General features: G+C 65.3%; 17 protein-coding genes. 8 read left to right on the top strand and 9 right to left on the bottom strand.

Annotated features, from left to right (window positions below; all coding sequences use genetic code 11):
• The first annotated feature begins 81 nt into the window (after positions 1-81).
• A complete protein-coding gene (locus ACQ4N9_RS15695; protein ID WP_390967422.1) occupies positions 82-762 on the top strand; it encodes a heavy metal response regulator transcription factor in 681 nt (226 codons plus the stop codon).
• Positions 759-2,111, top strand: coding sequence for a heavy metal sensor histidine kinase (locus ACQ4N9_RS15700; protein ID WP_390967461.1), 1,353 nt, complete (start codon positions 759-761; stop codon positions 2,109-2,111). Before ACQ4N9_RS15695 ends, ACQ4N9_RS15700 begins: the two co-directional genes overlap by 4 nt.
• 107 nt (positions 2,112-2,218) lie before the next feature.
• Here ACQ4N9_RS15700 and ACQ4N9_RS15705 read toward each other — a convergent pair whose 3' ends face one another.
• The 3 genes from ACQ4N9_RS15705 to ACQ4N9_RS15715 all read right to left on the bottom strand — a co-directional run bounded on the left by ACQ4N9_RS15705 (position 2,219) and on the right by ACQ4N9_RS15715 (position 5,466).
• Positions 2,219-3,463, bottom strand: a complete 1,245-nt coding sequence (locus tag ACQ4N9_RS15705; RefSeq protein ID WP_390967421.1) for a lipoprotein-releasing ABC transporter permease subunit — start codon at positions 3,461-3,463, stop codon at positions 2,219-2,221.
• A gap of 61 nt (positions 3,464-3,524) precedes the next feature.
• A complete protein-coding gene (lolD, locus tag ACQ4N9_RS15710) occupies positions 3,525-4,208 on the bottom strand; it encodes a lipoprotein-releasing ABC transporter ATP-binding protein LolD (protein ID WP_178125737.1) in 684 nt (227 codons plus the stop codon).
• Between the two features lie 7 nt (positions 4,209-4,215).
• Positions 4,216-5,466 carry a lipoprotein-releasing ABC transporter permease subunit gene (locus ACQ4N9_RS15715; protein WP_390967420.1) on the bottom strand — a complete coding sequence of 417 codons (1,251 nt, stop codon included), beginning with the start codon at positions 5,464-5,466 and terminating at the stop codon, positions 4,216-4,218.
• 93 nt (positions 5,467-5,559) lie between these two features.
• Between ACQ4N9_RS15715 and ACQ4N9_RS15720 the strand changes: the two genes are divergently transcribed.
• Together ACQ4N9_RS15720 and ACQ4N9_RS15725 are read left to right on the top strand one after the other, a co-directional pair.
• Positions 5,560-6,144 (top strand): PilZ domain-containing protein, encoded by a 585-nt coding sequence (locus ACQ4N9_RS15720; protein WP_347150103.1) that lies wholly within the window; start codon positions 5,560-5,562, stop codon positions 6,142-6,144.
• Positions 6,145-6,175: 31 nt separating this feature from the next.
• Positions 6,176-6,892, top strand: a complete 717-nt coding sequence (locus tag ACQ4N9_RS15725) for a glycerophosphodiester phosphodiesterase (protein WP_347150102.1) — start codon at positions 6,176-6,178, stop codon at positions 6,890-6,892.
• Positions 6,893-6,940: 48 nt separating this feature from the next.
• Here ACQ4N9_RS15725 and sthA read toward each other — a convergent pair whose 3' ends face one another.
• The 3 genes from sthA to ACQ4N9_RS15740 form a co-directional block, all read right to left on the bottom strand.
• Entirely contained in the window at positions 6,941-8,335 is a 1,395-nt protein-coding gene (sthA, locus tag ACQ4N9_RS15730) for a Si-specific NAD(P)(+) transhydrogenase (RefSeq protein WP_110993534.1), read from the bottom strand.
• A gap of 203 nt (positions 8,336-8,538) precedes the next feature.
• Complete coding sequence (locus tag ACQ4N9_RS15735; RefSeq protein WP_390967419.1) at positions 8,539-9,537, bottom strand: FAD:protein FMN transferase; 999 nt, start codon at positions 9,535-9,537, stop codon at positions 8,539-8,541.
• Positions 9,538-9,715: 178 nt separating this feature from the next.
• Positions 9,716-11,179: a glyceraldehyde-3-phosphate dehydrogenase gene (locus ACQ4N9_RS15740; protein ID WP_232880016.1), complete on the bottom strand. Its 1,464-nt coding sequence runs from the start codon at positions 11,177-11,179 to the stop codon at positions 9,716-9,718.
• A gap of 167 nt (positions 11,180-11,346) precedes the next feature.
• On the opposite strand from ACQ4N9_RS15740, the gene mfd reads away from it, so the two are divergent.
• From mfd to ACQ4N9_RS15755, 3 genes are read left to right on the top strand one after another with little or no spacing between them, the layout of a single operon-like run.
• Positions 11,347-14,796: a transcription-repair coupling factor gene (mfd, locus tag ACQ4N9_RS15745; RefSeq protein WP_390967418.1), complete on the top strand. Its 3,450-nt coding sequence runs from the start codon at positions 11,347-11,349 to the stop codon at positions 14,794-14,796.
• A gap of 9 nt (positions 14,797-14,805) precedes the next feature.
• Positions 14,806-15,366, top strand: a complete 561-nt coding sequence (locus ACQ4N9_RS15750) for a CsiV family protein (protein ID WP_390967417.1) — start codon at positions 14,806-14,808, stop codon at positions 15,364-15,366.
• 1 nt (position 15,367) lies between these two features.
• A complete protein-coding gene (locus ACQ4N9_RS15755) occupies positions 15,368-18,700 on the top strand; it encodes an SNF2-related protein (protein WP_390967416.1) in 3,333 nt (1,110 codons plus the stop codon).
• Positions 18,701-18,812: 112 nt separating this feature from the next.
• Here ACQ4N9_RS15755 and nagZ read toward each other — a convergent pair whose 3' ends face one another.
• Genes nagZ through ACQ4N9_RS15770 form a run of 3 tightly spaced genes read right to left on the bottom strand, consistent with a single transcriptional unit; the run spans position 18,813 to position 21,103 of the window.
• Positions 18,813-19,811 (bottom strand): beta-N-acetylhexosaminidase, encoded by a 999-nt coding sequence (gene nagZ, locus ACQ4N9_RS15760; RefSeq protein ID WP_189654564.1) that lies wholly within the window; start codon positions 19,809-19,811, stop codon positions 18,813-18,815.
• Positions 19,812-19,833: 22 nt separating this feature from the next.
• Positions 19,834-20,358 (bottom strand): L,D-transpeptidase family protein, encoded by a 525-nt coding sequence (locus ACQ4N9_RS15765; protein ID WP_390967415.1) that lies wholly within the window; start codon positions 20,356-20,358, stop codon positions 19,834-19,836.
• Positions 20,359-20,398: 40 nt separating this feature from the next.
• On the bottom strand, positions 20,399-21,103 hold the full coding sequence (locus ACQ4N9_RS15770; RefSeq protein WP_390967414.1) for a TetR/AcrR family transcriptional regulator: 705 nt from the start codon (positions 21,101-21,103) through the stop codon (positions 20,399-20,401).
• 219 nt (positions 21,104-21,322) lie between these two features.
• Here ACQ4N9_RS15770 and lexA point away from each other — a divergent pair, with 219 nt between their 5' ends.
• Positions 21,323-21,931, top strand: a complete 609-nt coding sequence (gene lexA / locus ACQ4N9_RS15775) for a transcriptional repressor LexA (protein ID WP_153785128.1) — start codon at positions 21,323-21,325, stop codon at positions 21,929-21,931.
• Positions 21,932-21,938: the final 7 nt, after the last annotated feature.

The following is a 21,938-nucleotide window of genomic DNA, read 5'->3' on the forward strand; positions in this document are numbered from 1 at the left end:
GGGGGGGGGAGGAAACGGGCGTTTTGGGGGGAACCCCCCCCCCCCCAGGGCCCGAGTGAACCTTCAGAACCGTGGACGCCCATGAAACTACTGATCGTCGAAGACCAGGCCAAGACCGGCCAATACCTGGCCCAGGGCCTGAGCGAGGCCGGCTTCAACACCGAGCTGGCCGGTGACGGCGACACCGGCCAGCACCTGGCGCTGACCGGCGACCACGACCTGCTGATCCTCGACGTGATGCTGCCCGGGCGCAATGGCTGGCAGATCCTCCAGGCGGTGCGCCAGGCAGGCCTGGCCACCCCGGTGCTGTTTCTCACCGCCCGCGATGCCGTCGAAGACCGCGTGCACGGCCTGGAGCTGGGCGCCGACGATTACCTGGTCAAGCCCTTCGCCTTCTCCGAACTGCTGGCCCGCGTGCGCAGCCTGCTGCGCCGCGGCGCAAGCGCCAGCCAGGACACCTGCCTGATGCTCGCCGACCTGCGCCTGGACCTGATCCGCCGCCGTACCGAACGCTCGGGCCAGCGCATCGACCTGACCGCCAAGGAGTTCGCCCTGCTCGAACTGCTGCTGCGCCGCCAGGGCGAGGTGCTGCCCAAGTCGCTGATCGCCTCCCAGGTGTGGGACATGAATTTCGACAGCGACACCAATGTCATCGAAGTGGCCATCCGCCGCCTGCGCCTGAAGATCGACGACAGCCACGCCACCAAGCTGATCCACACCGTGCGCGGCATGGGTTATGTGCTTGAAGAGCGCCAGGACTGATGCGCCGCCTGTCCCTCGGTGGCCGCCTGGCCCTGCTGTTCGCCGCCTGCACCGCCAGCGTCTCGCTGGGTGCCGGGCTGTTGTTCAGCCGCGCCAGCGAACAGCACTTCGTCGAACTCGACCAGCAGTTGCTCAGCGGCCGGTTGTCATTGATGCGCAGTCTGCTCGAGGGTGTGGCCACGCCTGAGCAGCTGCGCTCACGCCTGCCCCAGTTGCGCGACGAACTGAGCCACCAGTCCGAGCTGGCCCTGCGCGTGCGGGGCGCCGACGGCACACCCTGGTTCGACAGCCGTACCGGCCTGCCGGACGAGCCGCGCCAGCCGGGCCTTGCGACCCTGCATACCAGCGGCATTGACTACCGGAGCCTGAGCACTGTGCTGGCAGACCATCAACCAAGCGCCCCGCAGCTGACCCTGTTCCTCGACATCACCCATCACCAACACTTCCTGCAGGGCATGCAGCGCCTGATCTGGCTCACCGTCGGCCTGTCCGCGCTGGCCACCGCGCTGCTCGGCGCCTGGGCTGCGCGCCGCGGGCTCAGGCCGCTGCGGCAGATGGGCAAGGTGGCCGCCAGCGTCAACGCCCGCTCACTGACCACACGCCTGCCGCTGGCGCAGTTACCCGAGGAGCTGGCCGAGCTGGGCGCCACGGTCAACGCCATGCTGCAGCGCCTGGATGACGCCTTCCAGCGTCTGTCGGCGTTCTCTGCCGACATCGCCCACGAGCTGCGCACGCCACTGTCCAACCTGCTCACCCACACCCAGGTCACCCTCACCCGCCCGCGCAGCCTCGAGGAGTACCGCGAAGCGTTGCACGGCAACCTGGAAGAGCTGCAGTGGATGGCCCAGCTGGTCAACGACATGCTCTACCTGGCCAAGGCCGACCACGGCCTGCTGATGCCCAGCCGTCAGCCGCTGGACCTGGCGGCGGAGGTGGATGCATTGCTGGAGTACTACGCGCCGCTGGCCGAAGACGCCGAGGTGCGGCTGCTGCGCGAGGGTATGGCGCACACCGAAGGCGACCGGCATATGCTGCGCCGCGCCCTGTCCAACCTGCTGGACAACGCCCTGCGCTTCACCCCTGCCGCAGGCGAGATCCGCGTGACGCTGGAGCCTGGGCTGCGCATCGTGGTGGCCAATCAGGGGCCGGCGATTGCGCCAGCGCTGCTGGAGCGGTTGTTCGACCGTTTCTATCGGGCAGACCCGGCACGCCAGGAAGGCAGCAGCGAGCATGCGGGATTGGGTTTGGCGATCACCCGCTCGATCGTGCAGGCGCATGGGGGAAGCATCAGGGCAGAGTGCGCGGATGGCTGGACGCGGTTTGTGATCGAGTTACCTGACAGGCCGTGAACCGGGGCTGCTTTGCAGCCCATCGCGGGGCAAGCCCGCTCCCACAGGGCTCGCGCATGTCTGCTTTTTGTGGGAGCGGGGTTGCCCCGCGATGACAACTTGAAGCCTTACTCGTAGCGCAACGCCATCGCCGGTTCGATCTGCGAGGCGCGGTACGCTGGGTAGATCGTCGCCAGGAAGCTCATCACCAGCCCCGCCGTGCAGATCAGCGCCACGTCGCCCCACTGCAGCTCGGACGGCAGGCTGCTGATGAAGTATATGTCGGAGGTGAAGATGTGCTGGCCGCTGACCCGCTCCAGCCAACCGACCACTGCGCTGACGTTCAACGCCAGGGCCACCCCGAGCACACCACCGAGCAGGGTGCCGACGATGCCGATCAGGCTGCCCTGGACCATGAAGGTGCCCATGATCTGCGCCGGGGTGGCGCCGATGGTGCGCAGGATGGCGATGTCCGCGCCCTTGTCGTTCACCACCATCACCAGGGTGGCGATGATGTTGAACGCCGCCACCGCGATGATCATCATCAGCAGCAGGCCGATCATGGTCTTTTCCATCTTCATGGCGCTGAACAGGCTGCCCTGGGTGTGCGACCAGTCATCGGCGCGGTAGCCATCACCCAGGCCTGCGGCAATGGCCTTGGACACCTGCGGCGCGGCATACAGGTCATGCAGCTTGAGGCGCACGCCCTGCACCTGGCCCGGGGCCCAGCGCTGCATCTCGCCGGCATCGGCGATGTGGATGTAGGCCTGGGAACCATCCAGCTCGGCGCCCACCTTGAAGATGCCGACCACGGTCAGGCGCTGCATGCGCGGGGTGATGCCACCCGGTTCCTTGCTGACTTCGGGGACGATCAAGGTCAGCTTGTCACCGGTATTGAGGCGGAAGCGCCGTGCCGTCAGCTCGCCGATGACCACCCCGTAGTCACCCGGCTTCAACGCCTGCAGGCTGCCCTGGACGATGTGCTGGGTGACGATGGAGACCTTGGCTTCCTCGGCCGGGTCGATACCGGCGACCTGGATCGGCTGCATCGCCCCCCGGTACGACAGCATGCCTTCCATTTCGGTGATAGGCGCCGCGGCCATCACCGCCGGGTTGCCTTCGGCGGTGGCGGCGACCTTGCGCCAGTCGTCCAGCGGCTGCACGCCAAGGATGGCGGCATGCGGCACCAGGCCAAGCACGCGCGAGCTCATCTCGCGCTGGAAGCCGTTCATCACCGACAACACCGTGATCATTGCCAGCACGCCAAGCGACAGCCCGATCATCGAGGTCATGGAGATGAACGAGATGAAGTGGTTGCGACGCTTGGCACGGGTGTAGCGAGCACCGATGAACAAGGACAAGGGTCTGAACATGAACCGGGATACCCAATGAAAGTGTGAACCGGGGCGCCTCAGGGCGCCCCGCGCAGGCGATTCAGATCGCCACCAGGCGCCCGTCTTCCAGGCTCAGCACGCGGTCCATCTGGCGCGCCAGGTTGAGGTCGTGGGTTACCACCAGGAACGCGGTCTGCGATTGAGTGGACAGCTCACGCATCAGCTCCTGGATACCCAGGGCGGTGTGGTGGTCGAGGTTGCCGGTCGGCTCGTCGAGCATCACCAGGCCCGGGCGGTTGACCAAGGCACGGGCGATCGCCACGCGCTGGCGCTCACCGCCGGACAACTCGGCCGGCTTGTGATTCAGCCGATGGCCCAGGCCGACGCGCTTGAGCAGTGCTTCAGCACGCTCGCGGGCCTCGGCGATCGGCGTCTTGCCGATCAGCAGCGGCATGCAGGCGTTCTCCAGCGCGGTGAACTCCGCCAGCAGGTGGTGGAACTGGTAGACGAAGCCCAGCGCGCGGTTGCGCAGCAGCCCACGGGCACGCTCGCCGAGCGCCGAGAGCTCTTCGCCGGCCAGCCAGACACTGCCCTGGGTTGGCGTGTCGAGGCCGCCCAGCAGGTTGAGCAAGGTACTCTTGCCCGAGCCCGAACTGCCGACAATGGCCACCCGCTCACCAGGGTGCAGCTCAAGGTTCAAGCCGGACAGCACCTGGACCGACTCCGGGCCTTCGTCGTAGCTCTTGCCCAGGTTGCGGCAACTCAACACGGCTTTATCACTCATGCGCGACTCACTCATAACGTAGCGCCTCTGCAGGCTGGGTGCGCGAGGCACGCCAGGCCGGGTACAGGGTGGCGAAGAAACTCAGGACCAATGCCGCACCGCAGACCATCCACACATCCTGTGCCTGGAGCTGCGAGGGCAGGTAATCGATGAAGTACACGTCGGCGTTGAGGAACTTGTGCCCGATCAGCGTCTCGATGCCGGCGATCGCCGCACTGACGTTGAGTGCGCCGAGGATGCCGACGACCGCGCCGATCAGGGTGCCGACCACGCCGATCACCGTGCCCTGGACCATGAAGATGGCCATGATCTGGCCCGGCGTTGCGCCCAGGGTACGCAGGATGGCGATGTCGCCGCGCTTGTCGTTGACCACCATCACCAGGGTGGAAATGATGTTGAACGCCGCCACCGCCACGATCAGCAGCAACAACAGGCCGATCATGGATTTCTCCATGCGGATGGCCTGGTAGAGGTTGCCGTGGGTGCGGGTCCAGTCACGCGGATAGAACTCCTGTTCGCCCAACTGCTGGGCGATGGCCCAGGCGGCACGTGGGGCCTGGAACAGGTCGTCGAACTTGAGGCGGATGCCCTGGACCTGGTCTGGCTTCCAGCGGTGCAGGCGCGACAGGTCGGCAATGTTGGTGAGGCCGAGGTAACCGTCGATCTCGCCGGCACCGACGTGGAAGATGCCGACCACGGTGAAGCGCTTCATGCGCGGGAACATGCCCGCCGGCGTGACGCTGACTTCGGGGGCGACGAAGGTCAGCTTGTCGCCGATGCCGACGCCGAGCTTCTGCGCGGCCTTGTCGCCGATCATGATGCCCCACTCGCCCGGCGCCAGCCGGTCGAGGCTGCCATCGAGCACGAACTTGTCGATGATCGACACGTCACGCTCGCGCGCCGGGTCGACGCCATTGAGCAGCACTTTCTGCACCTTGCCTTCGTGCGTCAGCAGGCCCTGCATCTGGGTGAAAGGCGCAACCGCCAACACCTGCGGATTCTGCTTTACTTTGGAGGCAAGGCCCTGCCAGTCGTCGATCGGCCGGCCGGTCTCCAGCGTGGCATGGGGGATCATCCCCAGCACGCGGGTACGCATCTCGTGATCGAAGCCGTTCATGACCGACAACACCACGATCATCACCACCACGCCCAGGGCGAGGCCGATCATCGAAGTGAGTGAAATGAACGAGACAAAGTGATTGCGACGTTTGGCACGGGTATAACGCGTACCAATGAATACGAAAAGAGGTCTGAACATGTCGGGGCTTGTTCGGATGAAAGGGAACGTCCTTGTGGCGATGCGCCTACGGCGGCTTTACACTCGGACCACCGCCGTAACCTTGGGTTCGCCATGACGACATTAGACGAAGAAGATCGCCGCGAATACTACCGCATCGAAGATCGGATCGCACTTCAAATCAGCCCCCTGAGCGCGGCCGAAGCCCTTGAGACAGAACTGTTGCAGGATGATTCCGAGCTGTTCAACCTGCTCAGCGAACTGCACTTGTCCGACTTCGAGTCGCAACACCTGCTGCGCCAGCTGAGCGAGAAGGACCGCACCCTCGCCGCCTTCCTGCGCGCCCAGAACAAACGCCTCGACCTGCTCAGCGCCGTGGTCGCGCAAACCCTGCTCGGCGAAGTCGGCCAACCGCAGCCGGTGATCATCTCCGAAGGCGGCATCGAGTTCGCCCAGCGGCAACCGATCAGCGCCGGCACGCGGGTGAAAGTGAAGATGGTGCTGATGCCCCGCGCCCATGGTTTGCTGCTGCGTGGCCGCGTCACCCATTGCGACCCGCGGCCCGATGGCAGCTTCGAGGTGGGCACCGAGTTCATCGACATGACCGACGCCCAGCGCCAGTTGCTGGCGCGCTACATCCTGCAGCGCCAGCAACAGCAACGGCGCCAGGCACTGGAACAGAACAACCCCGCCTCCTGAGCCATTTTTTCTCTGATTTGAAGGAACGAACGTGACCCTGATCTATGGCCATCGCGGCGCCAAGGGCGAAGCCCCCGAGAACACCCTGACCAGCTTCCGCCAGTGCCTGTCCCACGGCGTGAACCGCTGTGAACTCGACCTGCACCTGTCGGCCGACAACGAACTGATGGTGATCCACGACTCTACCCTCAAGCGCACCACTGGCCGGCGCGGCAAGGTGGTCGAGCACCCGGCTGCCGCCCTGGTCACCTACGACGCGCGCCAGGGCGGCCCGGGCCATGTGCAGCCTTGCACCATCCCTCGCCTGGAAGAGCTGTTCGAGAAATGCCCGTTCGAGCATTGGCAACTTGAAGTGAAAAGCGCCTCGCGCACCCGCGCCGCCACCACCGTGCTGGCGATTCGCGAACTGGCCCAGCAGTACGGCCTGATGGACAAGGTCACCATCACCTCGAGCTCGCGGGAAGTGCTGGGCGCCGCCCAGGAGCTGGTGCCCGACGTGAAGCGCGGCCTGGTGGCCGAGTACGCCTGGCTCGACCCACTGAAGGTCGCACAGAACTACGGTTGCGAGATGCTGGCGTTGAACTGGACGCTGTGCACCCCCGAGCGCCTGATCAAGGCACAGCGCCAGGGTTTGCACGTGTCGGTGTGGACGGTCAACGAACCGGCACTGATGCGCCGGCTCGCTGATTTTGGCGTGGACAGCCTGATTACAGACTTTCCCGGTTTGGCCAAGACCACCCTCGGGTAGGGCTGAAATCGGTCTCCCCGACCGGCTCAGGCCACCGGCCGGAGCCGCTCAAAAAAGCCGGTTCAGACCGTCGTAGGCAGCTACCCGATAGGCTTCGGCCATGGTCGGGTAGTTGAAGGTGGTGTTGACGAAGTACTTCAGATTGTTCTGCTCACCCGGCTGGTTCATGATCGCCTGACCGATGTGGACGATCTCCGAGGCCTGGTAGCCGAAGCAGTGCACACCGAGGATTTCCAGGGTTTCGCGGTGGAACAGGATCTTCAGCATGCCTTGCGGCTCACCGGCGATCTGCGCGCGGGCCATGCTCTTGAAGAAGGCCTTGCCCACTTCGTACGGCACCTTGGCCTGGGTCAGCTCCTGCTCGTTCTTGCCGATCGAGCTGATCTCCGGAATGGTGTAGATGCCGGTGGGCACGTCATCGACGAAGCGCCAGCTGCCGTTGTCGACGATGCTGCCGGCGGCGGAGCGGCCCTGGTCGTGGGCGGCACTGGCCAGGCTCGGCCAGCCGATCACATCACCGGCGCCGTAGATGTTCGGCACGCTGGTGCGGTAGCTCTTGTCGACTTCGATCTGGCCACGGCTGTTGACCTTGATACCGATGTTCTCCAGGCCCAGCTTGTCGGTGTTGCCGGTACGGCCGTTGCACCACAGCAAGGCGTCGGCCTTGATCTTCTTGCCCGACTTCAGGTGCAGGATCACCCCGTTGTCCAGCCCTTCAACCCGGTCGTACTCCTCGTTGTGGCGTACGGTGATGTTGTTGTTGCTGAAGTGGTAGCTCAGCGCCTGGGAGATTTCCGAGTCGAGGAAGCTCAGCAGCTGGCCACGGTTATCGACCAGCTCCACCAGCACGCCCAGGCCGCTGAAGATCGAGGCGTATTCGCAACCGATCACCCCGGCACCATAGACGATCAGCTTGCGCGGGGTGTGGCTGAGGCTGAGGATGGTGTCGCTGTCGTAGACGCGCGGGTGGTGGAAGTCGATGTCGGCCGGGCGGTACGGGCGCGAGCCGGTGGCGATGATGATCTGCTTGGCGTTGAGCTTCTCGACCACGCCGTTGGGGCAGACCACTTCGACGGTCTGCTCGTCGGCGAAGCTGCCGGTGCCGGTGAACACGTCGACGCGGTTACGGGCGTAGTAGCCGGTACGCGAGGCGACCTGCTTGCTGATCACCTTCTCGGCGCTCTTGAGCACGTCGGGGAACGAGAACCAGCGCGGTTCGCCGATGGCGCGGAACATCGGGTTGGTGTTGAACTGCATGATCTGCCGCACGGAGTGACGCAGCGCCTTGGACGGGATGGTGCCCAGGTGGGTGCAGTTGCCGCCGACCTGGCGACGGCTGTCGACCATGGCCACCTTGCGCCCTGCTTTGGCGGCGTTCATTGCCGCGCCTTCTCCGGCCGGGCCGGAACCCAGCACCACTACGTCGTAGTTGTAGACAGCCATGCGTACTCCTTCAGAACTGGCCCGCCGGCCGGTTGGCCGCGGGGCGCGATCATGTCGCCGGGGCGCCATGAGAAAATTCGGGTGCAGTCTAATCAAGCGTGAACGCCGCGCACATTAACCCTTGGTCGCGTCGTAGGCCACTTTTGCCTGCACTACATGTGGTTTCACCGAATCCATGGTGGCGATCATCCGTGGCTTGCCTTTCATTCGCCTTTCAGCGCCCGCTCGAACGCCGGGGTGGAACGGGAGACGAAGCCACCTTCGGCCCGAGTCACCAGCACCGCGGCGATACCGTGGGCAATGGCGAAGTCCCAGCCCTGCTGCGGCCCGAGGATCAACAACAGGGTCGAGTAGCCGTCGGCCAGCAAGGCCGAAGCGTCGAGCACGGTCACCGACGCCAGGTCATGTTCGACCGGGCGCCCGAGGCGGGCATCGAAGGTGTGCGAATAGCGCCGGCCATTGTCCTCGAAATAGTGCCGATAGTCACCCGAGGTCGACACCGCCAGCCCTTGCACGGCAATGACCTGGCGGGCGACCTGGCGATCTTCGCGGGGCAGCTCCAAGGCCACCCGCCAGGGGCTGCCATCGGGCTTGCGGCCCATGGCCTTGAGCTCGCCGGTGGCCTCGGCGAGGAAACTGTCGATGCCCATCTTTTGCAGGTGCGCAGCGATCAGGTCGACCGCATGGCCGGCGGCGATGCTGTTGAAGTCCAGCTCGATCGGCGCGTCCTTGCACAGGTTTTCGCCCTCGATGCGCAAGTGGCGGTAGCCAACCCGCTGGCGGGCCTGGGCAAGCGCCTGCGCATCCGGCACGTGCAGCGCGCGGGCCTGCGGGCCAAAGCCCCAGAGGTCCAGCAGCGGCTCGACGGTGAGGTCGTATGCGCCCTGGCTCTGCTCGGCCAGGTGCTGGCCGAAGGTGACCAGTTCGAGCATGTCGGCATCGACGGGCAGGCACTGGTTGGCCGGCAACTGGTTGAAGCGGCTGACGGTGGAGTCACCGCGGTAGGTGGAGTAATGCGCGTCGATGGCCTGCAGGATGCTCTCGACGGCCGCCTGCACCTGCTCCGGCGCCGGGCCACCAGCCTGGCGCACGTACTGGATGCTGTAGCTGCTGCCCATGGTCGGGCCGCCGAAGCGTTCGAGGGCGGGGCCCTGTTCGCAACCAGTCAGGAGCATCAGGATGGACAAGAGTGCTGCGCGCAAATTCAAGTTCTCGACAGGGTGCACTGGCCTCTTCGCGGGTAAACCCCCTCCCGCAGGTACAGCGCAAGCCGTGTGGGAGCAGGTTTACCCGCGAAGAGGCCCGCATGGACGACACAATACTTGGCCAAAAAAAACGGGAACCCGAAGGTTCCCGTTTTTTCAACGCATTACAAGCGGATCAGCGTGGAAACGCTGGCGGGTTCACACCGGCCATGTCTTCCATCACACGAACCACCTGGCAGCTGTAGCCGAACTCGTTGTCGTACCAGACGTACAGGACAACGCGGTTGTCGCTGCAGATGGTCGCTTCAGCGTCGACCACACCGGCGTGGCGCGAACCGACGAAGTCGGTGGAAACCACTTCCTGCGAGCTCACGTAGTCGATCTGCTTGTGCAGCTCGGAGTGCATGGCGGTCTGGCGCAGGTACTCGTTGAGTTCCTCGCGGTTGGTCGCCTTCTCAAGGTTCAGGTTGAGGATGGCCATCGACACGTTCGGCGTCGGCACGCGGATCGCGTTGCCGGTCAGCTTGCCCTTGAGCACTGGCAGTGCCTTGGCGGCAGCGGTGGCGGCACCGGTCTCGGTGATAACCATGTTCAGCGGCGCGGCTCGGCCACGGCGGCTGCCCTTGTGGAAGTTGTCGATCAGGTTCTGGTCGTTGGTGAACGAGTGAACGGTTTCGACGTGGCCGTTGACGATGCCGTACTGGTCGTTGATGGCCTTGAGCACCGGCACGATGGCGTTAGTGGTGCAGGAAGCAGCGGAGATGATCTTGTCATCGGCGCTGATGTCGCCATGGTTGATGCCGTGCACGATGTTCTTCAGCGCGCCCTTGCCCGGTGCGGTGAGGATCACGCGGGCAGCGCCCGGGCAGGCCAGGTGCTGGCCCAGGCCGTCGGCGTCACGCCATACGCCGGTGTTGTCGACGATCAGCGCATCCTTGATGCCGTACTGGGTGTAGTCGACTTCGCTCGGGCTCTTGGCGTAGATCACCTGGATCAGGTTGCCGTTGGCGGTGATGGTGTTGTTGGCTTCGTCGATGGTGATGGTGCCATCGAACGGGCCGTGCACCGAGTCACGACGCAGCAGGCTGGCGCGCTTGACCAGGTCGTTTTCGGCGCCCTTGCGCACGACGATGGCACGCAGGCGCAGGCCGTCGCCACCACCGGTCTTCTCGATCAGGATGCGCGCCAGCAGGCGGCCGATACGGCCGAAGCCGTACAGCACGACGTCGGTGCCCTTGCGTGCGGAAGCGTTCTGCTGGCCGACCACATCGGCCAGCTCTTCGCGCACGAACTGCTCGGCGGTACGGCCATTGCCTTCCTGCTTGAACTTGTTGGCCAGCTTGCCCAGGTCAACCGAAGCGGCGCCCAGTTTCAGCTCGCTCATGGCCTTGAGCAGGGGGAATGTCTCGTGGACGGACAGTTCGGTTTCGTCGGCTTGACGGTGACGCGCAAAGCGGTGGGCCTTGAGAATCGAGATAACCGAACGGTTGATCAGGCTGCGGCCATAGATCGAGCTCACCACATTGTTGTTGCGGTAGAGCTGACCGATAAGCGGGATCATCGCTTCAGCCAGGGCTTCACGATCGATCCACTCACCAAGACACTGGTCGGGCTTCTGAGTCACGGTAACCTTCCACATGTAGGGGAACAAAAAAGGGGCTACATTATGACGCCCCGCGGCGTATCGGGCAATGAGCGCCTGTCGCCGGCCACAAGCCCCGTCGCCACGCCCTTTCGAGCCTGACAGCGCGCCCGCTCACCGGTACAATCGACCTCTTTGCCGCAACGCTTGGAGTCCGATCTCCCGTGTCAGTTCTGCGCCTACCGCAACTGTCGGCCACGGCCGGCAAACACACCTGGGGCAACCTGCCCGGTGCCGCCTTGAGCCTGGCCATCGCCGAAGCCGCCAGCAGTGCCGGCCGCTTCACCTTGCTGCTGACCGCCGACAGCCAGGCCGCCGATCGCCTGGAGCAGGAGCTGCGCTTCTTTGCCCCGGACCTGCCGGTGCTGCCCTTCCCCGACTGGGAAACGCTGCCCTACGACCTGTTCTCGCCGCACCAGGACATCATCTCGCAGCGCATCGCCAGCCTGTACCGGCTGCCGGAGCTGGACCACGGCATCCTGGTGGTGCCCGTGACCACCGCCCTGCACCGACTGGCCCCCACCCGCTTTTTGCTGGGCAGCAGCCTGGTGCTGGACGTGGGCCAGAAGATCGATGTCGAGCAGATGCGCACGCGCCTCGAGGCCAGCGGCTACCGCTGCGTCGACACAGTTTACGAGCATGGCGAGTTCGCCGTGCGCGGGGCGCTGATCGACCTGTTCCCCATGGGCAGCAAGCAGCCGTACCGCATCGACCTGTTCGACGACGAGATCGAGACGCTGCGCACCTTCGACCCGGAGACCCAGCGTTCGATCGACAAGGTCGACTCGGTACGCCTGCTGCCGGCCCGCGAATTCCCCATGCACAAGGACGAGGTGACCCGCTTCAAGGCCCGCTTCCGCGAGCGCTTCGACGTGGACTTCCGGCGCAGCGCGATCTTCCAGGACCTGACCAGCGGCATCATCCCGGCCGGCATCGAGTACTACCTGCCACTGTTCTTCGAAGAAACCTCGACCCTGTTCGACTACCTGCCGGCGGACACCCAGGTGTTCTCCCTGCCGGGCGTGGAGCAGGCTGCCGAGCACTTCTGGAACGACGTACGCGGGCGCTACGAAGAGCGCCGCGGCGACCTCAGCCGCCCACTGCTGCCGCCGGCCGAGCTGTTCATGCCGGTCGAGGACTGCTTCGCCAAGCTCAAGCAATGGCCCCGGGTGGTGGTCAGCACCGATGACCTCGAGCCCGGCGCCGGTCGTGAGCGCTTCCCGGCGCGTGCGCTGCCCAACCTGGCCATCGAGGCCAAGGCCAACCAGCCGCTGGCGGCACTGTCGAACTTCCTCGAGCAGTTCCCGGGCCGCGTGCTGTTCACCGCCGAGTCCGCCGGCCGGCGCGAAGTGCTGCTGGAACTGCTCGAACGCCTGAAGCTGCGCCCGCAGACCGTCGAGGGCTGGGCCGACTTCATCACCGGCAGCGAACGCCTGGCGATCACCATCGCCCCGCTCGACGACGGCCTGCTGCTGGACGACCCGGCCATTGCCCTGGTGGCCGAGAGCCCCTTGTTCGGCCAGCGCGTGATGCAACGCCGGCGCCGCGACAAACGCGGCGAGGCGGCCAACGACGCGGTGATCAAGAACCTCACCGAGCTGCGCGAAGGCGCGCCGGTGGTGCACATCGACCATGGCGTGGGCCGCTACCTGGGCCTGGCCACGCTGGAAATCGACAGCCAGGCCGCCGAATTCCTCACCCTTGAATACGCCGAAGGCGCCAAGCTTTACGTGCCGGTGGCCAACCTGCACCTGATCGCCCGCTACACCGGCAGCGACGACGCGCTGGCGCCGCTGCACCGGCTGGGTTCGGAAGCCTGGCAGAAGGCCAAGCGCAAGGCCGCCGAACAGGTGCGCGACGTCGCCGCCGAGCTGCTCGACATCTATGCCCGCCGTGCCGCGCGCAAAGGCTACGCGTTCGCCGACCCGGCCGCCGACTACGCCACCTTCAGCGCCGGCTTCCCGTTCGAGGAAACCCCCGACCAGCAGAACGCCATCGAAGCCGTGCGCGAGGACATGCTCGCCGCCAAGCCCATGGACCGCCTGGTGTGCGGCGATGTCGGCTTCGGCAAGACCGAGGTAGCCATGCGCGCGGCGTTCATCGCCGTGCACAGCGGCCGCCAGGTGGCGGTGCTGGTGCCGACCACCCTGCTCGCCCAGCAGCACTACAACAGCTTCCGCGACCGCTTCGCCGACTGGCCGGTAACGGTCGAGGTGATGAGCCGCTTCAAGTCGGCCAAGGAAGTCAGCGCCGCCGCCGCGGAGCTCGCCGAAGGCAAGATCGACATCCTCATCGGCACCCACAAGCTGCTGCAGGACGACGTGCGCTTCAAGGACCTGGGCCTGGCGATCATCGACGAGGAACACCGTTTCGGCGTGCGCCAGAAGGAACAGCTCAAGGCCCTGCGCAGCGAGGTGGACATCCTCACCCTCACCGCCACGCCGATCCCGCGCACCCTGAACATGGCGGTGTCGGGCATGCGCGACCTGTCGATCATCGCCACCCCGCCGGCGCGACGCCTGTCGGTGCGCACCTTCGTCATGGAGCAGAACAAGAGCACGGTCAAGGAAGCGCTGCTGCGTGAACTGCTGCGCGGCGGCCAGGTGTACTACCTGCACAACGACGTGAAGACCATCGAGAAATGCGCCGCCGAACTGGCCGAGCTGGTCCCTGAGGCACGCATCGGCATCGGCCATGGGCAGATGCGCGAACGCGAGCTCGAACAGGTGATGAGCGACTTCTACCACAAGCGTTTCAACGTGCTGATCGCCTCGACCATCATCGAAACCGGCATCGACGTGCCCAGTGCCAACACCATCGTCATCGAGCGCGCCGACAAGTTCGGCCTGGCGCAGCTGCACCAGCTGCGCGGCCGGGTTGGCCGCAGCCACCACCAGGCCTACGCCTACCTGCTGACGCCGCCGCGCCAGCAGATCAGCGCCGATGCCGAAAAACGCCTGGAAGCCATCGCCAACACCCAGGACCTGGGTGCCGGCTTCGTCCTGGCCACCAACGACCTGGAGATCCGCGGCGCCGGCGAGCTGCTGGGCGACGGCCAGAGCGGGCAGATCCAGGCGGTCGGCTTCACCCTGTACATGGAAATGCTCGAGCGCGCGGTCAAGGCCATCCGCAAGGGCAACCAGCCGAACCTCGAGCAACCGCTTGGCGGCGGCCCGGAGATCAACCTGCGCCTGCCGGCGTTGATCCCCGAGGACTACCTGCCGGATGTACATGCGCGCCTGATCCTCTACAAACGCATCGCATCAGCGGCGGACGAGGAAGGCCTCAAGGACCTGCAGGTCGAGATGATCGACCGCTTCGGCCTGCTGCCCGAGCCGAGCAAGAACCTGATGCGCCTGACCCTGCTCAAGCTGCAGGCGGAAAAGCTCGGCATCAAGAAAGTCGATGCCGGCCCCAATGGCGGCAAGCTCGAGTTCGAGGCGCAAACCCCGGTCGACCCGCTGACCCTGATCAAGCTGATCCAGGGCCAGCCCAAACGCTACAAGTTCGAAGGTGCAACCCAGTTCCGCTTCATGGTGCCGATGGAACGCCCCGAAGAACGCTTCAATACACTGGAGGCGCTGTTCGAGCGCCTGACCCCACAGCCAAACTAAGGAAGCTCCATGCGTGCCATTCGTTCCCTGACCCTGCTGCTGGCGTTGCTCGCCCCGACCGCCTTCGCCGCAGGCCCCTATCAGGTGGAAATGATCCTGGTGCGGCAGAACGCCGTGCCGGCAATCACCAGCCCGTTCGCCCCGGAAGACTGGAGCGCCGGCGCGCCGCGCCTGGAAAAAGGCGCCGAGCGCCCGGCCGGGCTGGGTGACGAAATCACCCGCCTGCAGGCCACCGCCGACTACACCGTGCTGCTGCACAAAGCCTGGCAGCAGGACGGCGAGGCCATCGCCCTGAGCGCCGGCAACGAACAGTTCGGCCACTTCCCCATCGAAGGCAACCTGAGCATCAAGGAAGATCGCTTCATCGCCGTCGACGCCAACTTCTGGGTCAACCAGCTCGACAGCAATGGCAGCGTGCTGCAGAGCGAACAGCTCAAGCAGAGCAACAGCAACATGAAGGCTGGCCAGCTGACCTTCCTCGACGGCGGTCACCTGGCCGTGCTGATCAAGGTATCGCCTGCCGGCATGCGCAAGATGCCGCTGCCGGACCCGGAGATGATGGAGCAGTGAGGTGAGCGAAAGCGATGCGCAGTTCCTCGTCCGTAATCACGACGGCTGGACGTTCGCGTTCGACCGCGGGGCACTGCAGCGCGGCCTGAAGTATGCCGAAGAGGGCAGAAGCGAGATCGTGTCGATCCTCGGCACGACCATCCGCGCCGAATGCCATGGTTCCGCTGGCCGCGTCTATTACCAGCGGATCACGCTGAACATGACCGGGGACGGCCTGGCGTGTGACGGCACCTGCTCATGCCCGGTAGGCAATAACTGCAAGCACTGTGCGGCTGCCCTGTTCGTCCTTGAGCGCGGCGCTGAGCATGTCGAAGGTGATCAACACCTCCCTGCCGCGTCGCACTCTCTGGACTTGCCGCCCGAACTTGCGCACTGGGTGGAGGCACTCGAGGTACCGGCGACACCCGCCAGCGAACCGACCAAGCGCAAGGGCCCGTCGCTGTATTACCTGCTGGGTATCGATCACGGCCGGTGCATGCTCAGCGTGTTCAAGGGCACGCGCCAGGCCGACGGCAGCTTGAAACTGACACGCCCCGGCTCGATGCCGGAGCTGATCTATTACACACCGCGCTACGTGACTGACGAAGACCTGCGCACACTGCGCCTGATCGACGCCATGAGCAAGGATTACGCCCTGCCCATTGCTCGCCTGGAAGGCAAGAAAGGTGCGGACCTTTACGAGTACGCGCTGGCAACGGGCCGGCTGCTGTACAGCGAACAGCAGACCCCGCTCGCCCCAGGGCCCGACCTGCATGCCGATTTTCGCTGGGTACGGCTGGACAATGGCAGCTACCGCGGCGCCTGGCACCATGAAGACAAGGCGCACTGGCTGGCGTTGCCACTCGAACCGCTCTACTACGTAGACCCGCAAACGGGACAGAGCGGCAAACTGCTGCATGATCTCGACCCGTTCATCGCCAGCCAGCTGGCCAGCGCGCCCACGGTCCCGGAACACCTGATCGTGCCGTTGAGCCACCGCCTGAACGCCCTCAATCGCCAGGTACCGACGCCCACGACGGTGCGCAGCGAGCAGATCGAGGACATCCAGCCCACGGCGCGCCTGACCCTCGGCAGCCTCGAATACAGCGCCTACACACCAAAGACCGGGCGCATGCAGCGGCAGATGCAACACCGCGCAGCGCTGTCGTTCGATTACGACGGCCTGCGCACCAGTGGCAACGACAGCAAGCCGCTGACCCGCCTGGTCGAGAGCACCAGCCAGCGTATCCGCCGCCAGCCCCAGGCCGAGCAGGCGCTGCGCAACACCTTGCGCGATGCCGGCTTCAAACCCGCCACCCGCCAGAGCAAAGCACTGCCCGACAGCGCCGGCGAGATGTATCAGCTGGCCGATGACGAAGCCTGGCTGCGCTTTGCCCGCGAGGGCCTGCCGCGCCTGCGTGAAGCCGGCTGGGCAGTGGATGTGCACCGCGACTTCGCCTTCAACCTGCACGAGGTCGACGACTGGTACGCCACCATCGACGAAGCGCCGGGCCACGAATGGTTCGATCTGGAGCTGGGTATCGTGGTCGAGGGCCAGCGCCACAGCCTGCTGCCCATCGTCCTGCAGTTGCTGCGCAGCAGCCCGGAACTGCTGCGCGCCAGCGAGCTGGCACGGCGCAGCGACGACGAACACCTGCTGATCGACCTCAACCGCGCCCGCCACGACAGCCCTGCCCTGCGCGTCGCCCTGCCCTACGGGCGCATCAAGGCGGTGATGGGCACCCTCGGCGAGCTGTACCTGCACGAAGACGCCGTCGGCCCGAGCCTGCGCCTGGAGCGCGCTGACGCCGCGCGCCTGAACGACATCGAACACCTGCCCCTGCTGTGGGAAGGTGGCGCCCAGGTGCGCGACCTGGGCCGGCGCCTGCGCGACGCCCGCGACCTGCAGGTGCAAGCCCCCAAAGGCCTCAATGCAACCCTGCGCCCTTATCAACAGCAAGGCCTGAACTGGCTGCAAGCCCAGCGCGAGATGGGCACCGGCGCCATCCTCGGCGACGACATGGGCCTGGGCAAAACCCTGCAGACGCTTGCCCACCTGCTGCTGGAGAAAGAGGCCGGGCGCCTGACCCATCCAGCCCTGGCGGTGATGCCCACCAGCCTGGTGCCCAACTGGCTCGACGAAGCCAAGCGCTTCGCCCCCGAGCTACGGGTGTTGGCCCTGCACGGCCCAGGCCGCAACAAGCATTTCCCCACACTGGGCGACTACGACCTGGTGCTGACCACCTACTCGCTGGTGCCCCGCGACCTTGAGCACCTCAAGCCACAACCCTGGCACCTGCTGGTGCTGGACGAGGCGCAGAACATCAAGAGCAGCACCAGCAAGGCAGCCCAGGCCGTGCGCGAATTGCAGGCCACCCAGCGGCTGTGCCTCACCGGCACGCCCATGGAAAACAACCTGGGCGAGCTGTGGTCGCTGTTCCATTTCCTGATGCCCGGCTGGCTGGGCGACAGCAAGCGCTTTACCCAGGACTACCGCACCCCGATCGAACGCCACGGCGACACCGAGCGCATGGCCCACCTGGCCAGCCGCATCCGGCCGTTCCTGCTGCGCCGCACCAAGGAACAAGTGGCCACCGAGCTGCCGGCCAAGACCGAGATGATCCACTGGGTCGAGCTCAGTGACGCCCAGCGCGACACCTACGAGGCGGTCAGGGTGGCGATGGACAAGAAGGTCCGTGACGAGATCGCCCGCAACGGCGCGGCGCGTAGCCAGATCATCATCCTCGACGCCCTGCTCAAGCTGCGCCAGGTGTGCTGCGACCTGCGCCTGGTCCAGGGCACCGAAAGCAAGGGCAACTTCGCCGACAAGGGCAAGCTGGGCAGCCTGCTGGAGATGCTCGAGGAATTGCTCAGCGAGGGGCGCAAGGTCCTGCTTTTCTCGCAGTTCACCTCGATGCTGGCACTGATCGAGTTCGAGCTGGAGAAACGCGGCATCCGCTACAGCCTGCTGACCGGCGACACCCGTGATCGCCGCGCCCCGGTGCAGCAGTTCCAGAACGGCGACAGCGAGGTGTTCCTGATCAGCCTCAAGGCCGGCGGCACCGGCCTGAACCTGACCGCAGCCGATACCGTGATCCACTACGACCCGTGGTGGAACCCGGCCAGCGAAAACCAGGCCACCGACCGCGCCTATCGCATCGGCCAGGACAAACCGGTGTTCGTGTTCAAGCTGATCACTCGGGGTACGGTTGAAGAGAAGATCCAGCAGCTGCAACAGGAGAAGGCGGCGCTGGCGGCCGGGCTGCTCGATAGTGGCCAGGCCGGGCAGTGGCGGTTGGGGGATGAGGAGATTGACGCGCTGTTTGCACCGCTGCCGGGTAAGCGCGGCCGTTAGACAAACCGGGCAAGCCAGTGCCGGCCTCTTCGCGGGTAAACCCGCTCCCACAGGTACAGTGCCTAGCACAAGGTTTGTGGGAGCGGGCTTACCCGCGAAGAGGCCGGTAAGGTCAATCGACCAGTTGCGCCTCTTTCAACGCACCCAGCGCCTCCAGCCAACGCGGCTGCTGGCGGTAATCGGTGCAGGCGAAGCCCTGCCCGCGCATGCGCGCGATGCGCGGCGACGGCTTGACCTTCATGCGCTGCGCGGCACTCAGGGCCAGCTCCGCCGCCGCCCGGTCATTGCACACCAGGCCCATGTCGCAACCGGCGCTCAACGCGGCTTCGATACGGCTGGCGGCATCGCCCACCACGTGAGCGCCAGCCATCGACAGGTCATCGCTGAAGATCACCCCATCGAAGCCCATCTCGCCACGCAGGATGTCCTGCAACCAACGGCGCGAGAAGCCAGCCGGCTGGTTGTCGACCTGCGGGTAGATGACGTGGGCCGGCATCACTGCCGCCAACTGGCCGCTGAGGCGGCTGAACGGCACCAGGTCCGCGGCGCGCAGTTGCTCCAGGCTGCGCTCGTCGACCGGGATGGCAACGTGGGAGTCGGCCTCGGCCCAGCCGTGCCCGGGGAAGTGCTTGCCGCAGGCAGCCATGCCAGCGGCATTCATGCCACGGATGAAGGCCCCGGCCAATTGCGTGGCACGCTCGGGGTTACCTTCAAAGGCCCGGCTGCCCACCACGGCGCTGCGCTGGTGGTCGAGGTCGAGCACCGGCGCAAAGCTCAGGTCCAGGCCAACCGCCAGTACTTCGGTCGCCATCAGCCAACCGCATTGCTCGGCCAGGTACTCGGCGTTGTCGTTGTCGGCGATCGCGCGCATGGCCGGCAGGCGCACGAAGCCTTGACGCAGGCGCTGCACCCGGCCGCCTTCCTGGTCCACGGCAAGGATGAGCTCGGGTCGGATGGCACGGATCGACGCGCACAGCTCGCGCACCTGGCGCGGGCTGTCGATATTGCGGGCGAAGATGATCAAGCCGGCCACTTCGGGCTGGCGCAGCAGATGGCGGTCTTCGGCGGTCAGCCATTTGCCGGCGATATCTACCATCAGAGAGCCTTGCAGGCTGGCGGTCATAGCGAGTCCTTCATTGAAGATTCAGGGAGGCCCAGTGCGGGCAAGCGGCCTCGTCTATCCGTACCGGGCAATGGGCGGGTACGCGATCGAACAAGGCAAGCAAATCGTCGTTGCGCAGGCGTACACAGCCATGGGACAGCGCAGTGCCCATAGGTTCAGTGTCGGGCGTGCCATGCAAATAGATGTAACGCTGGAAGGTATCGACCGGCCCCAGCCGGTTGAACCCCGGTTCGCAACCGCTGAGCCAGAGGATGCGCGTTAGGATCCAGTCGCGATCGGGAAACTGCGCTTGCAGCGCCGGCGACCAGACCTCACCGGTCCAGCGCCGGCTGCAGAGCACTGCGCCCTGTGGCAGGCCGCTACCGATCCTGGCGCGTACCTGATGCAGGCCACGTGGCGTGCAGCCAGAGCCTTTGCGCTCCCCCGCGCCATTGCGCGCCGTGGAGATCGGCAGGCGCAGCACCAGCACGCCATGGGCGAAGCCATAGAGGCATTGATCAGCGAGGGAAATGTGCAGGAAATCGAGGTCGGGCATGGCGCTAGCTTATCTGAAGCGCCCTGCCCCGCCCAGTGTGTCAGGCCTTGGCCGGGGCGCTGGTTTTGCTGCGTGGACGCAGCTGTGCGGCAGCCATGGCCGCGTCGGTCACGCCCGTGTCGGCGCGCATGCCGGCTGCCAGGAACGGCACCATCAGGCGCATCACCTGCTCGATCGAGGTATTGATGCCGAAGTCGGTCTCGGCGATGGCGCGCAGGGCCTTGATCCCGGACATGCTGAACGCCGCGGCACCCAGCATGAAATGCACACGCCAGAACAGCTCCAGCGGAGGGATGCGCGGGGCGGCTTCATTGACCAGCAGCATGTAGCGGCGGAACACCTTGCCGTACATGTCTTCCAGGTAACGCCGCAGGTGACCCTGGCTCTGGCTGAAAGCCAGGCCCAGCAAGCGCATGAAGATAGACAGGTCGTTGTTGCTGCGCGGCTGTACCGCAAGGGCCTGGTCGACCAGCATCTCCAGCAGCTCTTCAAGCGAAGCCTTCTGCTCGGGGCGCGCCTGATGGCGCTCCAGCTCACGTTCCAGGCTGGCGCAGAACGGCCCGAGGAAACGCGAGAAAACCGCCTGGATCAGGGCCTTCTTCGAACCGAAGTGATAGTTCACCGCCGCCAGGTTGACCCCCGCCTTGCTGGTGATCAGCCGCAATGAGGTTTCTGCGAACCCGCGTTCCGCGAACAGCTGCTCCGCCGCATCGAGGATGCGTTCAACGGTTTCCGATTGGGCCATGACTACTCCGCCTGACAAACAGTTGTTTGAAACATACGTTTCAGGCCTGCTGATGTCAAGGCTCGGTGACTGGGCAGTCGCCATTTAAAAGCGCCAAGTCACAAGCTGCAAGCGACAAGATGCGCATGGCTTTTGATCTTTCTTGCAGCTTGCAGCTTGCAGCTCGCAACCCACTGTATATAATCCCAGTCACTGTATAAAAAGACAGAGTCCTCGCCCATGCTGAAACTGACGCCACGCCAAGCCGAGATCCTGGCTTTCATCAAACGCTGCCTCGAAGACAACGGTTTCCCTCCGACCCGTGCCGAGATCGCTCAGGAACTGGGCTTCAAGTCGCCCAATGCGGCCGAGGAACATCTCAAGGCACTGGCGCGCAAGGGCGCCATCGAGATGACCCCCGGCGCCTCGCGCGGCATCCGTATCCCCGGCCTGGAAGCCAAGGCCGAAGAGAACGGCCTGCCGATCATTGGTCGAGTCGCCGCAGGGGCGCCGATCCTCGCTGAACAGCACATCGAAGATTCCTGCAGCATCAACCCTGCATTCTTCCACCCCCGCGCCGACTACCTGCTGCGCGTGCACGGCATGAGCATGAAGGACATCGGCATCTTCGACGGCGACCTGCTCGCCGTGCACACTACCCGCGAGGCCCGCAACGGCCAGGTGGTGGTCGCGCGCATCGGTGACGAAGTAACCGTCAAGCGCTTCCAGCGTGAAGGCAGCAAGGTCTGGCTGATTGCTGAGAACCCGGAATTCGCCCCTATCGAAGTCGACCTGAAAGAACAGGAACTGGTGATTGAGGGCTTGAGCGTTGGCGTCCTGCGCCGCTGATCAAGGA

This window comes from Pseudomonas sp. ES1 (assembly GCF_050586605.1).
Lineage (GTDB): Bacteria > Pseudomonadota > Gammaproteobacteria > Pseudomonadales > Pseudomonadaceae > Aquipseudomonas > Aquipseudomonas sichuanensis.

Excerpts from the sequence above, each read along its gene's own strand:
- ACQ4N9_RS15695 (WP_390967422.1), top strand. The coding sequence starts at position 82 with ATGAAACTACTGATCGTCGAAGACCAGGCCAAGACCGGCCAATACCTG.
- ACQ4N9_RS15705 (WP_390967421.1), bottom strand. The coding sequence starts at position 3,463 with ATGTTCAGACCCTTGTCCTTGTTCATCGGTGCTCGCTACACCCGTGCC.
- lolD (WP_178125737.1), bottom strand. The coding sequence starts at position 4,208 with ATGAGTGATAAAGCCGTGTTGAGTTGCCGCAACCTGGGCAAGAGCTAC.
- ACQ4N9_RS15715 (WP_390967420.1), bottom strand. The coding sequence starts at position 5,466 with ATGTTCAGACCTCTTTTCGTATTCATTGGTACGCGTTATACCCGTGCC.
- ACQ4N9_RS15720 (WP_347150103.1), top strand. The coding sequence starts at position 5,560 with ATGACGACATTAGACGAAGAAGATCGCCGCGAATACTACCGCATCGAA.
- sthA (WP_110993534.1), bottom strand. The coding sequence starts at position 8,335 with ATGGCTGTCTACAACTACGACGTAGTGGTGCTGGGTTCCGGCCCGGCC.
- ACQ4N9_RS15740 (WP_232880016.1), bottom strand. The coding sequence starts at position 11,179 with ATGTGGAAGGTTACCGTGACTCAGAAGCCCGACCAGTGTCTTGGTGAG.
- ACQ4N9_RS15750 (WP_390967417.1), top strand. The coding sequence starts at position 14,806 with ATGCGTGCCATTCGTTCCCTGACCCTGCTGCTGGCGTTGCTCGCCCCG.
- ACQ4N9_RS15765 (WP_390967415.1), bottom strand. The coding sequence starts at position 20,358 with ATGCCCGACCTCGATTTCCTGCACATTTCCCTCGCTGATCAATGCCTC.
- ACQ4N9_RS15770 (WP_390967414.1), bottom strand. The coding sequence starts at position 21,103 with ATGGCCCAATCGGAAACCGTTGAACGCATCCTCGATGCGGCGGAGCAG.
- lexA (WP_153785128.1), top strand. The coding sequence starts at position 21,323 with ATGCTGAAACTGACGCCACGCCAAGCCGAGATCCTGGCTTTCATCAAA.